Source organism: Bordetella sp. (assembly GCF_057362025.1).
Genome location: NZ_JBMQQZ010000100.1, coordinates 1 through 13,208, shown reverse-complemented (window position 1 = coordinate 13,208; position 13,208 = coordinate 1). Strand labels below are relative to the sequence as shown.

Genomic DNA, 13,208 nt, shown 5'->3' with positions numbered 1-13,208 from the left:
GATATGGACAAGCAGCACCTGGCGCCCGACGCGCAGGCCACTCGCACAACCGCGCATTATTTCCTGGAGGGGCTGGCCGATACCGGAATCGAGTACATCTTCTCGAACCTGGGCACCGATCACGTGACCCTGATCGAGGAGTTGGCCCGGTGGCAGCGCGAAGGCCGGCGCGCGCCCGCCACCGTGCTTTGTCCGCACGAAAACGTGGCGATGCATATGGCGGCCGGCTACGCCGCGATGACGGGACGTGGGCAGGCGGTCATGGTGCACGTCGATGCCGGCACGGCGAATGCCGCGATGGGCATGCACAATATGTTCCGCAGCCGGCTGCCGGTGATGCTGATGGCGGGCAAGGCGCCCTATACATTGCGCGGCGAACTGCCCGCGTCGCGCGACAACTACGTGCACTTCGTCCAGGATCCCTTCGACATCGGCAGCCTGGTGCGTCCGTATGTGAAGTGGGAGTACACCCTGCCTTCCGGTGTCGTGGCCAAGGAAGCGCTGCGCCGGGCACACACGATGATGCAGAGCGATCCGCCCGGCCCGGTGTATATGACCCTGCCACGCGAAACGCTGGCCGAGCAATGTCCGGCACCGAAGATACCGGCCTATCCGGCCGAGCGTTTCGGTGCCGTTGCGGCGGGCGGCATCGATCCCGAACACGTCGAGGCCATCGCCCGCGATCTCATCGCGGCGCGCTCGCCCATCGCCGTGACGGCGTACCTGGGCCGCAGTGCGCGCGCGGTTCACGCGCTGACACGGCTGGCGGACCGATGCGGCATGCGCGTCTACGAATTCATGCCCACCTACATGAACGTGCCGCGCGATGCCGCGTGCTTCGGCGGGTTCGACCCCAAGCCGGGCCTGGCCGGCGCGGACTTCGGCATGCTGCTGGACGTGGATGTGCCATGGCTGCCTGCCTTCGCCAGCGAAAATCCGCAGACCGCCTGGACGCACATCGATGTGGATGCGGTCAAGAAGGACTTCCCGATGTGGGGCTTCGCGACGCATCGGCGCCTGCAGGCGGATTGCGGCCGCGCCCTGGAGCAGATACTGGCGGCTGTCGAACGTTTGGCGACACCGGATTTCGACGCGCGCGCGCGCCAGCGCCGCGAGGCCTGGTCGGCGGACAACGAACAACGCAAGGCAAATCTGGCGCGTGCCGCCGCGCAGCCCGGGACGGCCGGGGCGCTGTCCGCGCAACATGTCTGCGCCGCAGTGGGCCGTGCCATTTCCAGCAACGACGTGGTGGTCAATGAGGCGATCCGCAATTCGCCGGCGGTGCTGGGACAGATCCCGCGCAGCCTGCCGCTGACCTTGCTGGGATGCTCCGGCGGCGGCCTGGGCTATAGCGGCGGCATGGCCCTGGGCGTCAAGCTGGCGCGTCCCGATGCGCGTGTGGTGCAGGTGGTGGGCGACGGCGGCTTCCACTTTTCCACGCCCACGTCCGTATATGCGGTCGCGCAGCAGTACCGGCTGCCCATCTTCACCGTGGTACTGGACAACGGCGGATGGCAGGCCGTGAAGGAAGCCGTGTTGCGCGTCTACCCGGATGGCGAGGCCGCCGGCGTGGACAACTTCCAGGCCCGCCTGGTCGGTGCCGGCGAGCGCCGCTTCGATCGCGTGGCGGCGGCGTTCGGCGCGCATGGCGAATACGTGGTCGAGCCGGGCGACCTGGAGGCCGCGATCGGGCGCTGCCTGGCCGCCGTCGATGCGGGGCAGGCCGCCGTCATGCACGTGCGCATTGCCTCGCTGTAAGGGGATGGCGATGCGGCACATTTTGATCGTCGGCTGCGGCGCGATGGGCGGGATTTTCGCTGCCCACCTGCAGGCGGTCGCGCAGGTGACCGTGCTGGACGTCAACGCGATCCATATCGAGGCGATCCGCCGCGAGGGCCTGCGCGTCGAAGGGGCCGAATCGCGCACGGTCGCGCTGCGTGCCGTGACGGGCGCCGGCGAGCTGGCCGGCGTGTTCTTCGACGCCGTCGTCTTCCTGACCAAGTCCGGCCAGACCGCCGCGGCGTGGGCCGCGCTGCGCGAGGTCCTGGAGGGCACGCCCTTGTTGCTGACTTTGCAGAACGGCATGGGCAACAGCGAGACCCTGCTGTCCGGCGGGAATGGCCCGGTCGCCCGTGGCGTCACGCTGGACGCGGGCCGCTTCCTGGGCCCGGGGCGCGTCGAACACCTGATCCGCGGCAACACCACCTGGATCGGGCCCGTGCGCGGTACGGTGGACGATTGCGCATGGCTGGCGACGCTATTGACCGAGGCGGGGCTGCCCGCGCAGGCCATCCCGGATCCGATGGACGCGGTGTGGTCGAAGTTCGTGTTCAATGCCGTGATGAACCCGGTGGGCGCCTTGTTGCTGGGCGTGAACCGCGCCCGCTACGACGTGCCCGAGGTGCGGGACCTGATCGACGACCTGGCACGCGAATGCGTCGCCGTCGTCACGGCACTGGGCGGCAGCCTGGCCTTCGACCCCATGGAACTGGTCAAGCAGACCCGCGCCGGGCAGCGGCCCATCACGCGGCATGCCGGCTCCATGGCGCTGGACCTGGCGCGAGGCGTGCCCACCGAAATCGATGAACTGACCGGCTATGTCGTGCGCGAGGGCGACCGCCTGGGCGTCGACGTCACGGCGTGCCGCACCGTTTTCAGGCTGGTGAAGGGGCTGGAGCTGGCCCGCGCCATCCAGTTGAAGGAGAGCCCGCCCGCCCACAGTTCCTGACCCCGATTCCGACCCGCGATGCGGCCGTAGAAGCCGATGCAAATAGCGATAACACCTGGAGACATCGATGACCCTGACGCGTTTCCCCACGCGCTGCCTGGGCGCGGTTGCCGTGACGGCCGCCGTGCTGGGCACCCCCGCCGTTCATGCCGAAGACGCCTATCCGTCCAAGCCGATTACCATCATCGTCGGCTATAGCACCGGCGGCGCCAACGACCTTCTGGCCCGCGTGGTGGGCGAGAAAATGTCCACGCTGCTCAAGCAGCCTGTCATCGTGGAGAACAAACCCGGTGCCGGCTCGATCATCGGCGCGAACTTCGTCGCCAAGGCCCGGCCGGACGGCTACACCTTGTTGATGGGCGCCAGCGGGCCGATCTCGTTCAATCCTTCCCTGTACAAGAAACTGCCTTACGATCCGCAAAAGGACCTGACGCCGATTTCGCTGGTCGGTACCTTTCCGCTGGTGCTGCTTACGCAGAAAGCCAATCCCGATACGGCGTCGTTGCCGGCCCTGGTCGCCTACGCCAAGGCGCATCCGGGCAAGTCCAATTACAGCGCCAGCTCTGCCTCGTTCCAGCTGATAACCGAGCTGTTCAAGCGCCGGACGCAGACGCAATTCGAGTACATCCCCTATAAGGGCAGCTATGAGTCGATGATGGCCGTCAGTACCGGCGATGTGACCATGACCCTGGTGGACTCCGGGCCCGCCATGCAAGGCATGTCCGGCGGCAGGGTGCGCGCGCTGGCCGTGACATCGCCGCAGCGCACCAGCTTCCTGCCGGATACGCCCACGCTGAAGGAGCTGGGCATCGATATGAACGTCGAACTGTGGAGCGGCCTGTTCGTGCCCGCCGGGACCCCGGCGCCCGTGGTCGCCAGGCTGGAACAGACGATCAAGACCATCATGGCCGACGAGGACGTGCGCAAACGGGTGGAAGGCATGTCCATCACGCCGGCCAGCAGTACATCCAAGGCCTTCGCCATTCGTATCGCCCAGGAAATCCCCTTCTGGAAGAAGATCGCCGGGGACGCGGGGATACAGCCCAACTGAAGGTGCCCCGGGCCGCGGGCGGGCAAGCCGTCAAGGCAGGAATGTCATGAAGATGAACGTTCCGAAGATCACCAGGTGCACGAATCCGTACAGCACGTTGGTCCGCCCGCTGCCCAGGGTCAGGATGCTGACTACCAGGGTCAGCGTCATCAGTACCGTTTCCCCCGGCTCCAAACCCAGCACCAGCGGTTTGTGCAGGGCGAGGCTGAGTACCGTCACGGCGGGGAAAGTCAGGCCTATCGTGGCCAGCGACGAGCCCAGGGCGAGGTTCAGCGACTTCTGCAGTTCGTTGCGCCGGGCCGCCTGATACGCCGAGATGCCCTCCGGCAGCAGCACCAGTATGGCGACCACCAGGCCCGTGACGGCGGGCGGGGCGCCGATGGCCTCGCGGCCGAACTCCACCACGTTGGCGAACTTCTTCGACAGCAGTACGACGGCGCCCAGGGCAATCAATAGCAGGACGATGCTGGTCGCCACCATGCGGCCGGAGATGGCATGGGTGTGGTCCGGGGTATCGTCGGACAGCGTGATGAAATATTCACGGTGCCTGACCGTCTGGATGTAGAGAAACGCGGCATACAGCACCAGGGTCATCACGGCGACGAAGACCAGCTGCATGTCGGAATAGGATGGGCCCTTGACCTCCTGGGTGTAATTGGGCAGGACCAGGGTCAGCGTCGACAGGACGATCAGCACCGTCAGATAGGCGGAGGCCCCGACGCTGCCGTAGCGCTGTTCGCGAAACCGCAGGCTGCCGCCCAGGATGCAGATGCCGGCCAGGCCCGTACAGACGATCATGACCACCGAGAACACCGTGTCCCGCGCCAGCGCCGGGCTGCCGCTTTCGTCGGAAATCATGATGGAGGCGATCAGCGCGACTTCGATCACCGTCACCGCGGCGGTCAGGACCAGGGTGCCATAGGGTTCGCCGGTGACGTGCGCGATGATCTCGGCATGGTAGACGGCCGCGAAAATGGTGCCGAACAGCACGACGGCCAGCAGGATAGCGATCGCCCCATTGCCCAGGGTGGGGAGGAAAGGCGTCGCGTATCCGTAGGCGGACGCCGCGAAATAGAAGACCACGGCGAGCAGGGGATAGATCCAGGCCGATTTCGGCATGGCGGCGGCGTGGCTTTCTGGCTGCATGTTCGCTCCGTGGTGGTGAACTACCGTCGCCCCATACGATGCAATGGCGCGGTCCGTATCTTAGCGAAAGCGGCGGATACCCGGACGCGGGCGGGCCTGCCCGCCGGAATGTATCGCACTGTATTCGGCGGTATGGGCGGCTACATGGCGATACGGGCGGGGCGCCTGCCGAGAAACGCCCGATACATCGGCCCGATGTAATGCGTGCAAGCCGGGACCGGGAGGGAGAACTGTCCGGATGCGGCCGGGCCGCCCGCTGTGGACAGTGCGGCACCCGTCAAATTGCACAGGGAGAATCAAGCATGTCGGACCAGATCAATAATCGCCGCCGCCGTTTCCTCGGTACCGCCGCCGCCGGTATCGGCGCCATGGAACTCGGCCTTGCCGGCCTGGCTCACGCGGATACCGCCGCCCCGGCCGGAAAGGCTGTCCCGCCGGAAGGCGGCAAAGCCGGCCGCGCCCGCGCCGCCGCGTTCGCCACCATCAAGCAGATCGATGCCGGCGCGCTGAACATCGGCTACGCGGAGGCGGGACCCGCCGACGGGCAGGTGGTCATCCTGCTGCACGGCTGGCCTTACGATATCCACAGCTATGTCGAAGTGGCCCCCATCCTGGCGGCCAAGGGATACCGGGTGATCGTGCCGCACCTGCGCGGCTACGGCACCACGCGCTTCCTGTCCGACGCCACCAGGCGCACTGCCCAGCAATCGGCGGTGGCCGCGGACGTCATCGCCTTGATGAATGCGCTGCAGATCCGCCGCGCGGTAATCGGCGGCTACGATTGGGGCGCGCGCACGGCCAATATCATCGCCGCCCTATGGCCCGAGCGCTGCAAGGCGATGGTGTCGGTCAGCGGCTACCTGATCGGCACCCAGGCAGCCAACGGCGAGCCGCTGCCGCCGGCGGCGGAACTGGCCTGGTGGTATCAGTTCTATTTCGCCACCGAGCGCGGCCGGCTGGGCTACGAAAAGAACTGGCATGACTTCGCCAAACTGATCTGGAAGACCGCCTCGCCGAAGTGGCGGTTCGACGATGCCACCTTCGAGCGTTCCGCCGCGTCCCTGGCCAATCCGGACCATGCGGCGATCACCATTCACAACTATCGCTGGCGCCTCGGCCTGGCCGAAGGCGAACCGCAGTATGACGCGCTGGAAAGGCGCCTGGCCGGCCTGCCCGCCATCGCCGTGCCGACCATCACCATGGAAGGCGCGGCCAACGGCGCCCCGCATCCATCGCCCGCGGCGTATGCGAAGAAGTTCACGGGCAAGTACAAGCACATCGATCTGCCCGGCGACATCGGGCACAACCTGCCGCAGGAAGCGCCGCGCGAGTTCGCCAACGCGGTCCTCGAAGTGGCGGGATGGTAGGCACGGGTGTCGCGCGCCGCGATCAGGCCACCTTGCGGGAGCGTCCCCGCGAAATGCCCGCTCCGGCTTCCGGGCTGAGCGCCGCATAGCCCGGCACGGCTGCCAGCACCACTGCCGCGATCGCGATGAACGACCAGGCGAAATCCCAATGGGCGGCATGGTCGCGGCCCGACAGCACCATTGACACCTGCATGATCCCGGCCGCCACCGCGACGCCCGCCGCGCGCGGCAGATGCTGCGCCGTACCGGAAAAGGACGTGGCGGCGGAAAGCTTCTGCGGCGGCACATCGGCGTAGGTCAGGGCGTTCATGCAGGCGAAGTTCAGCGAGCGGGCCAGGCCGCCGCATAGCAGCAGCGCGAAGATCGCGGTTTCCGGCCAGTCGGACGTCAGCGTCGCGCATGCCAGCAAGGTGACGGCGAAGGCGTAACAGCCGCCCAGCAGGATGGTGCGCACCCGAAAGCGCTGAAGGAAGAACTGCGCCATGGGACGCATGCAGAACGCGCCGACGGCGCTGGCCAGCGTGAGCATGCCGCTGCGCGATGCGGAGAGGCCGAAACCCAGCTGCAGCGTCAGGGGCACCATGAAGGGCAGGGCGCCCGCGCCGGCGCGGAACAGGCTGCCGGCGGCGGTGGCCGCTTTGAACGTGGGAATCGACAACAGCGAGAAATCGATGGCCGGATTCGGCACGCGCCTGCAATGCCTGACCGTCAGCCCGAAGAACAGCAGCCCGAGGGCAATGGCCAGCCATGGAAATTCCGGCGCCACGATACCCCGGCCGACGGTCTCCACCCCGATCATGAATACGCTGATGGCAAGGCCCATCAAGGTCATGCCCGGAATATCCAGCTTGGGCGGCCGTTCGGTCTGCGTATGCGGGATGAGCCGCCAGACCAGTACCAGGCCCAGGATGCCGATGGGCAGATTGATCCAGAAAATGCTGCGCCAGGAGAAGGTGTCCGTCAGGAATCCGCCGAGCGGTGGGCCGATCACCGGGCCGACCATCGCCGGCATCGAGAGCCAGGTGGTCGCCGAAAGCAGGTCTTCCCGGCGCACGCCGCGCAGCAGCACCAGCCGCCCCACCGGGACCATCATCGCGCCGCTGGCGCCTTGCACGATGCGCGCGAGGACCAATCCGCCAAGTCCGTTGGACAGGGCGCAGGCGCAGGACGCCGCGGTAAACAGGAAAATCGCGCACATGAAAATGCGCTTGGCGCCGAAGCGGTCCGCCACCCAGCCGCTGACGGGGATGAAGACCGTCATGGCCACCAGGTAGGACGTGATGGCGGCGCTCAGGTGCACCGCATTGACGTCCAGGTCCCGTGCCATTGCCGGCAGCGCTGTCGCGATGGCGGTGCTGTCGATGTTCTGCATGAACAGGGTCGTGGCGACCACCAGGGCGATGACGCGAAAGTTGCTGTGCGGGTTCACAGGATGCTGCGGTAGGGGAAGGAGGCGATCGCCACCGTTCCGGGAGGACGCGCCGGGCGCAGGGGCTCTGGGCGGGGACGGGGCTAGATTCTCGGGCAGACGCCCGCGCCTTGTCAAAACGGGGCGCGCGGCGAGTTCATGGGATTGTCAGAATCCGGCGCGGCGATACACCGTGTGCAGGCGGCGCGGTGGGAACGATCGCGTCCGCGATGGTACTTTGTGGTCCCGCGTCGCGAATCCCGCGATCCCCATGCATGCCGAAAGCACCGTATGACGTTAACCCTGTTGATCGCCATTCTCGCCATCGCCACGCTATCTATCGTGCTGCATCGGCGGCGGGTCGGCGCGGCGTTGTACCTGGCGGCACTCGTCCTGTTCCTGGCCGTGGGCTGCGGCCCGGTGCCGGCGTGGTTGCTGGGGGGGCTGCAATCCCCCTACCAGGGCAGGCCGGCCTTCGAGTGGGGGACGCGCAATGCCGTCGTCCTGCTGGGCGCCGGTACCGCGAGGATCCCGGGCACGGGCCAGTTCGAACCCGGCGTTTTCGCGTATCCGCGCCTGGTCGAAGCCGCCAGCCTTTACCTGGACTGCCGCAAAACGCGCACGGATTGCAAGATCGTGGCCAGCGGCGGCGACGCCCAGCGATACGGCAAACCCGAAGCGTCGGTCTACCGGGACGCCCTCGTCCGGTTGGGGATACCCGCCGTGGATATCCTGCTCGAACCGAACAGCCTGAACACATGGCAGAACGCGCAATTCACCAGTCCCATGCTGCGAAGCCATGGCGCGGATCGCGTCCTGCTGGTGTCTTCGGGCATACATATGCGGCGCAGCCTGATGTACTTCGCGCACTTCGGTATCGATGCCGTCGCGGCACGCGCCGACTATCTGACGGCCGTATCGTCCTGGCTGCCGCTGTCGTACAACTTCGCGGTGGCCGATTTCGCCTTGCACGAGTACATCGGGATCGCCCGCTACCACGTGTACAACGCCATGGGATGGAACGCGGCCCGGACCTTGCCGGGCCAGGCTTGATTCATTCGTCGCGGCAGTGCACGCATGCCGCCGGCGGGGCGGCATCCGGCTTGCCGCTTCTCGCCGCGCTTTCCTGGCGGAACGCCGCCTCGCCGGCATCCGATATCTCTACCCACTTCCGGTCCGGCTCGGCGTCCGCGACGTAGCTGTCGTGCCAGTTCCACCACTTGTAGGTCGGCGTCTGGGGGTAGCCTTCGGGCGAATGCTCCCAGGTTTCCTGTCGGCCCAGCGGCGTAATGTCCAGGTAGTTCCAGGTGCCGCCCATTTGTTCGTCGCCGCGATTGTTCAGGAAGTAGGTCCGATACACGCGGTCGCCGTCGCGATAGAACACGTTCGTGCCATGCCATTCATGAACGCCGAAGTCGGCATCGAAGCCATCGGTAATCGTGAACCAGGGGATCTGCCAGCCCATGCGCTGCTTCAGCCGCGCGATATCCGCCTGCGGCGCGCGGGACAGGAAAACCAGCGTCGTGTCGCGGGCGTTCAGGTGGGCCACGTGCGCGACCTGGTCGGCAACCATGGAACAGCCCCGGCAGGCGTGCTCCGGCCATCCGTACACGCCCGGCTCGAAGAAGGCACGGTAGACGATCAGCTGGCGGCGGCCGTCGAACAGGTCGGGCAGGCTGAGCTTGCCGGCGGGCCCCAGGAAGGTATAGGCGTTGTCCACGGCCATCCAGGGCATGCGCCGTCGCTCCGCGGCCAATGCATCGCGGGCGCGGGTGTGCGCCTTCTCCTGGATGAGCAGGCGTTGCCGGGCCGCCTCCCAATCCCGCGGCGATACGACGGGCGGCGTGCGCATAAGGGGTTGCTTGTCTTGAGGTGCGTTTCTGATCGAGGCGGTCATGGCCTTCTCCTGGTTGCGGTGCGATGTCACGGAACGCGCGAGGCACGCGCGACCCGCGGCCGTTCGCGCGTATCGCGCGGTGTGTGCGGTACGGGCATTCTGGCACCGCGGATCCCGGCGGTGGAGTGACAATCGTGTCGGGGTACGGAGCGTGGCCGGCTAGCCGGCCGGCATGTGCACGGCCAACCAAACCGTTGCCTCGGTGGGCGAGGTGTAGGTGACCCAGTGCGCCACGCCGGCCGGGATGAAGAGATGGTCGCCTGGACGAAGCGTGTGCTCCTGGCCTTCCATGAGCAGCCGCGCGGCACCGGATACGACCGTGACCCATTCGTCGCGTTCCTGGCGATAGGGGCGGTCCGCCGGCGTGACGTTGCCATGGGAGGTAATGCGCTCGATCAGGATGCCGCGGTGCGAGAGCAGGGGCTCGAAGGTTTCTTCCATCGCGATAGGGACCGTCCGGCTTGGGGGACATCCGTTGTACGCGGATTTCCCGGCGCCCGCAAAGGGGGGGCGGGAATCGCGCCGCGTTTCAACGTAAAATCGCCCAGCCGCCGGGACACATCGGCGCAGTGCCTTTATATCCAGGATGCACTTCGATCTCCTGACCCTTTATTTCCTTGCGATCGGAACGCTTTTCGCCAGTGGCGGCATGACGTTCTGGGAACATCGCTCCAATCCAAGGCGCGGCGCGACGTTGCGGATTCTGGCGGCGGGATATGCCACGCTGGGCATCGGCTGCGCGTCGGTATTCTTCCGCGGGGCTTTGCCGGCGCCCGCCGGTTTCGCCATCAGCAACCTCGTCATCCTGTCAGGGTATCTGCTCATCCTTGGCGGTGTCGGCTCGTTGAGCGGCCGGCGGTATCGCGGGGCGTCGATGGTTTTGCTGATGGCGGCCGCGCTGATGTGGGCGGCGGGCGGTGCCCGATGGCAGGACGTCGTTTGGAATTACCTCAGCGCGGCGCCCATCGCTATCGCGAGCGGGTTGACGGCCTGGGAGATGATGCGCTGCCAGGCGATGGCCGCGCTGCCGTCGCGGTACGTCGTCGTGGCGCTGGGCGGGCTGCATGCCCTGGTCTACGCCGTGCGCGTTGTCCTCCTTCCCGCTTTGGTGGCGGCGTATGGCGCGGCGACCCAGTCGATCGCCAGCCAGATCACCATGCTGGAGGGCGTCCTGTACGCGGTCGTATTGCCGATGGCCCTGCTCAAGCTTATCCGCGACGAGACCCACGGCCAGCTGTTGCGCGAATCGCAAACCGACTACCTGACCCGGCTGGGCAATCGCCGCTGGTTTTTCGAAGAGGGTGCCCGCATCATGGGCGACGGGGAGCGGTACGGGCCGGTGGCGGTCCTGGCTTTCGATCTGGATCAATTCAAGGCGATCAACGACCTGCATGGCCATCACATCGGCGACCGGGTGCTGAAGTCGTTCGCGGAAACCGCGCGCGCGGTTCTTGGGGCCGATGCGATTCTTGCCCGTATAGGCGGGGAAGAGTTCGCGGCGCTGTTGTCCGGCAAGGATGCTGCCGATGCCCGGGAACTGGGCGAAGCCGTGGCGAAGCGCTTCGCCGATGCGGCGGTGGATAAGGTCGACAGCCACGGGATCCCGGCAACGGTCAGCATTGGGCTGGCGTATTTCGACAGCGGCATCCCTCCGCTGTCCGACGCGCTCGCAGCCGCGGACCGCGCCTTGTACCGTGCGAAGTCGCTGGGCGGAAATCGCCTGGAATTGGCGCGTGCCGCCGGCGCCGCGGCCGAATGAATCCAGTTCGCCGGCGCGCTGAAGGCGAAGGGGCAGGGGCCGCGGGCGCCCTTACCTGGCCATCGGGTACGGGGTAAAGCTGCTGACGTTCTCGTTGACGTCGAGCTCGCGGCCGATATAGGGCACGGCCCGCTGCGGACAGTCCGGCCGCTCGCATACTTTGCAGCCCATGCCGATGGGCGTGGGAGCCTCGGCGTCGTGCAGGTCCAGGCCCTTGGCATACACCAGGCGGTGCGCATGTTCGACATCGCAGCCCAGCGCAACGGAAAAAACCTTGCCCGGCTGGCCGAAGCCGCCCGCGTGGCGCGATACCGTGCGGGCTACCCACAAATAGACGCGGCCGTCGGGCATGCGGGCCAATTGGCGCACGATGCGCCCCGGCTGGGAAAAGGCCTCGTACACATTCCAGAGGGGGCAGGTGCCGCCCACGCGCGAGAAATGAAAATGCGTGGCCGACTGCCGCTTGGAGATATTGCCCGCGCGGTCGACCCGAATGAAAAAGAAGGGCACGCCGTGCGCCTCCGGCCGCTGCATGGTGCTCAAGCGGTGGCAGACCGTTTCGAAGCTCACGCCAAAGCGCTGGCCCAGCAGGTCGATGTCGTAGCGCAGGGCCTCGGCCGATTCCAGGAAGCGGCCGTAGGGCAGGATCAGCGCGGCCGCGAAATAGTTGGCCAGGCCCATGCGTACCAGCCGCCTTGCCGCGGCGCCCGAAAAGCGCGGTGTGTCGGCCATGCGGCGCAGCACCCCGTCCGTTTCCAGGAAGGCCAGCTGAGTGGCCATCTGGAAGGCCTGCTGGCCGGGCTCCAGATGGGCGGGAAGGAGCAGGCGCCGCGCTTGCGGATCGTAGGCCCGCTGCAGGCCCATCGCCAGCCGCGGCGTTTCGATGGAAACGCCGTGCCGCTCGCGCAGGCGCCGGGCCAGCCGCTCCGCCAGGCCTGGCGGCGTGCAGTCCGCCAGGCCCCATGACTCGTGACAGCGCTCGGCGCGCAGGTCCAGTTCGGCGAAATGGTTGTGATGCGTAAAGAAAAAGTCGCGCACCTCTTCGTACGGGGGCGGCGGCATGACGGGCCTGCCGATGTCGGGCGGGCCTTCGTCCTGGCCCACCATTTCGGCGATGGCCTCGAGCCGGTCCACCGCCTCCCGGTGCCGGCGATGCAGCTGGATAAGCGCACGTCCCACGGCCGGCATGCTGGCTGCCACCTCTCGTATCTCGGCCAGCGAGATGCGGGCGTCATTGGGTCCGTCCCCATGCGTGGCCGGCAGGCCGGCGGCCACCTCGCGCAAGGCCGCCACCATCCGCCGTTCCCTGTCCTCCGAGAAAGCGTCCGCGCCTACGCCGAAGACTTCCTGCAAGCGCAGCAGCACGGGCATCGTCAGGGGCCGCTGGTTTTTTTCCATCTGGCTCAGATAGCTGGGCGAGACCCGCAGCAGCCCGGCCAGCGCGGCCTGCGTCAGCTTGCGTTCCTCGCGGAGGCGGCGCAGCCGCACCCCCATGAAAATCTTGCGCATCGTCGCTGAAACCCGGTTCGAACAGTTCGTGGGGTATCCATGATATTCGCAAACTTCGCAAATCGGCGCTGCGCGCTTTACCAAGCTTCACGTAGATGAACCTGACATAGCAGCCGCAGATGCGTAGACTGTAAATCCGGCCCTCACAGGGGCTTTTGTCACACCAGGAGGAGGCAAAGTGAACCAAGCAAGCGCTACAACGGGATTCAAGCCGAAGAAGTCGGTCGCGCTATCGGGCGTGGTTGCCGGCAATACGGCGTTGTGCACGGTGGGCCGCAGCGGCAACGACCTGCACTACCGGGGCTACGACATTCTGGACATTGCCGACAGCAGCGAGTTCGAG

Annotated in this window: 12 protein-coding genes; 7 read left to right on the top strand and 5 right to left on the bottom strand. The window is 66.8% G+C overall.

Going from position 1 to position 13,208, the window contains the following annotated elements:
* The first annotated feature begins 3 nt into the window (after positions 1–3).
* The 3 genes from ACO1P8_RS22330 to ACO1P8_RS22320 all read left to right on the top strand — a co-directional run bounded on the left by ACO1P8_RS22330 (position 4) and on the right by ACO1P8_RS22320 (position 3,779).
* Positions 4–1,758 carry a thiamine pyrophosphate-requiring protein gene (locus ACO1P8_RS22330; RefSeq protein ID WP_486298038.1) on the top strand — a complete coding sequence of 585 codons (1,755 nt, stop codon included), beginning with the start codon at positions 4–6 and terminating at the stop codon, positions 1,756–1,758.
* Between the two features lie 10 nt (positions 1,759–1,768).
* Positions 1,769–2,728, top strand: coding sequence for a ketopantoate reductase family protein (locus tag ACO1P8_RS22325; RefSeq protein WP_486298037.1), 960 nt, complete (start codon positions 1,769–1,771; stop codon positions 2,726–2,728).
* Between the two features lie 67 nt (positions 2,729–2,795).
* Positions 2,796–3,779, top strand: coding sequence for a Bug family tripartite tricarboxylate transporter substrate binding protein (locus ACO1P8_RS22320; protein ID WP_486298036.1), 984 nt, complete (start codon positions 2,796–2,798; stop codon positions 3,777–3,779).
* Positions 3,780–3,809: 30 nt separating this feature from the next.
* Here the strand turns inward: ACO1P8_RS22320 and ACO1P8_RS22315 are convergent, their stop codons facing one another.
* Positions 3,810–4,898 carry a calcium:cation antiporter gene (locus ACO1P8_RS22315; RefSeq protein WP_486298151.1) on the bottom strand — a complete coding sequence of 363 codons (1,089 nt, stop codon included), beginning with the start codon at positions 4,896–4,898 and terminating at the stop codon, positions 3,810–3,812.
* 329 nt (positions 4,899–5,227) lie between these two features.
* On the opposite strand from ACO1P8_RS22315, the gene ACO1P8_RS22310 reads away from it, so the two are divergent.
* A complete protein-coding gene (locus ACO1P8_RS22310) occupies positions 5,228–6,292 on the top strand; it encodes an alpha/beta fold hydrolase (RefSeq protein ID WP_486298035.1) in 1,065 nt (354 codons plus the stop codon).
* 22 nt (positions 6,293–6,314) lie between these two features.
* Here ACO1P8_RS22310 and ACO1P8_RS22305 read toward each other — a convergent pair whose 3' ends face one another.
* Positions 6,315–7,664, bottom strand: coding sequence for an MFS transporter (locus ACO1P8_RS22305; protein WP_486298150.1), 1,350 nt, complete (start codon positions 7,662–7,664; stop codon positions 6,315–6,317).
* Between the two features lie 327 nt (positions 7,665–7,991).
* Here ACO1P8_RS22305 and ACO1P8_RS22300 point away from each other — a divergent pair, with 327 nt between their 5' ends.
* Positions 7,992–8,753 carry a YdcF family protein gene (locus tag ACO1P8_RS22300; protein WP_486298034.1) on the top strand — a complete coding sequence of 254 codons (762 nt, stop codon included), beginning with the start codon at positions 7,992–7,994 and terminating at the stop codon, positions 8,751–8,753.
* Between the two features lies 1 nt (position 8,754).
* Here the strand turns inward: ACO1P8_RS22300 and ACO1P8_RS22295 are convergent, their stop codons facing one another.
* Together ACO1P8_RS22295 and ACO1P8_RS22290 are read right to left on the bottom strand one after the other, a co-directional pair.
* The gene (locus tag ACO1P8_RS22295; protein WP_486298033.1) at positions 8,755–9,597 is read right to left on the bottom strand and encodes a DUF899 domain-containing protein; all 843 of its coding nucleotides are present in this window, start codon (positions 9,595–9,597) and stop codon (positions 8,755–8,757) included.
* A 159-nt stretch (positions 9,598–9,756) separates the two neighbouring features.
* The gene (locus ACO1P8_RS22290) at positions 9,757–10,038 is read right to left on the bottom strand and encodes a cupin domain-containing protein (RefSeq protein ID WP_486298032.1); all 282 of its coding nucleotides are present in this window, start codon (positions 10,036–10,038) and stop codon (positions 9,757–9,759) included.
* A gap of 145 nt (positions 10,039–10,183) precedes the next feature.
* On the opposite strand from ACO1P8_RS22290, the gene ACO1P8_RS22285 reads away from it, so the two are divergent.
* Positions 10,184–11,356: a GGDEF domain-containing protein gene (locus ACO1P8_RS22285; RefSeq protein WP_486298031.1), complete on the top strand. Its 1,173-nt coding sequence runs from the start codon at positions 10,184–10,186 to the stop codon at positions 11,354–11,356.
* Between the two features lie 51 nt (positions 11,357–11,407).
* On the opposite strand, the gene ACO1P8_RS22280 is transcribed toward ACO1P8_RS22285, so the two are convergent.
* On the bottom strand, positions 11,408–12,865 hold the full coding sequence (locus ACO1P8_RS22280) for a short-chain fatty acyl-CoA regulator family protein (protein WP_486298030.1): 1,458 nt from the start codon (positions 12,863–12,865) through the stop codon (positions 11,408–11,410).
* 178 nt (positions 12,866–13,043) lie between these two features.
* Between ACO1P8_RS22280 and ACO1P8_RS22275 the strand changes: the two genes are divergently transcribed.
* Positions 13,044–13,208: citrate/2-methylcitrate synthase (locus tag ACO1P8_RS22275; protein ID WP_486298149.1), on the top strand; the 165-nt coding region annotated here is incomplete at its 3' end.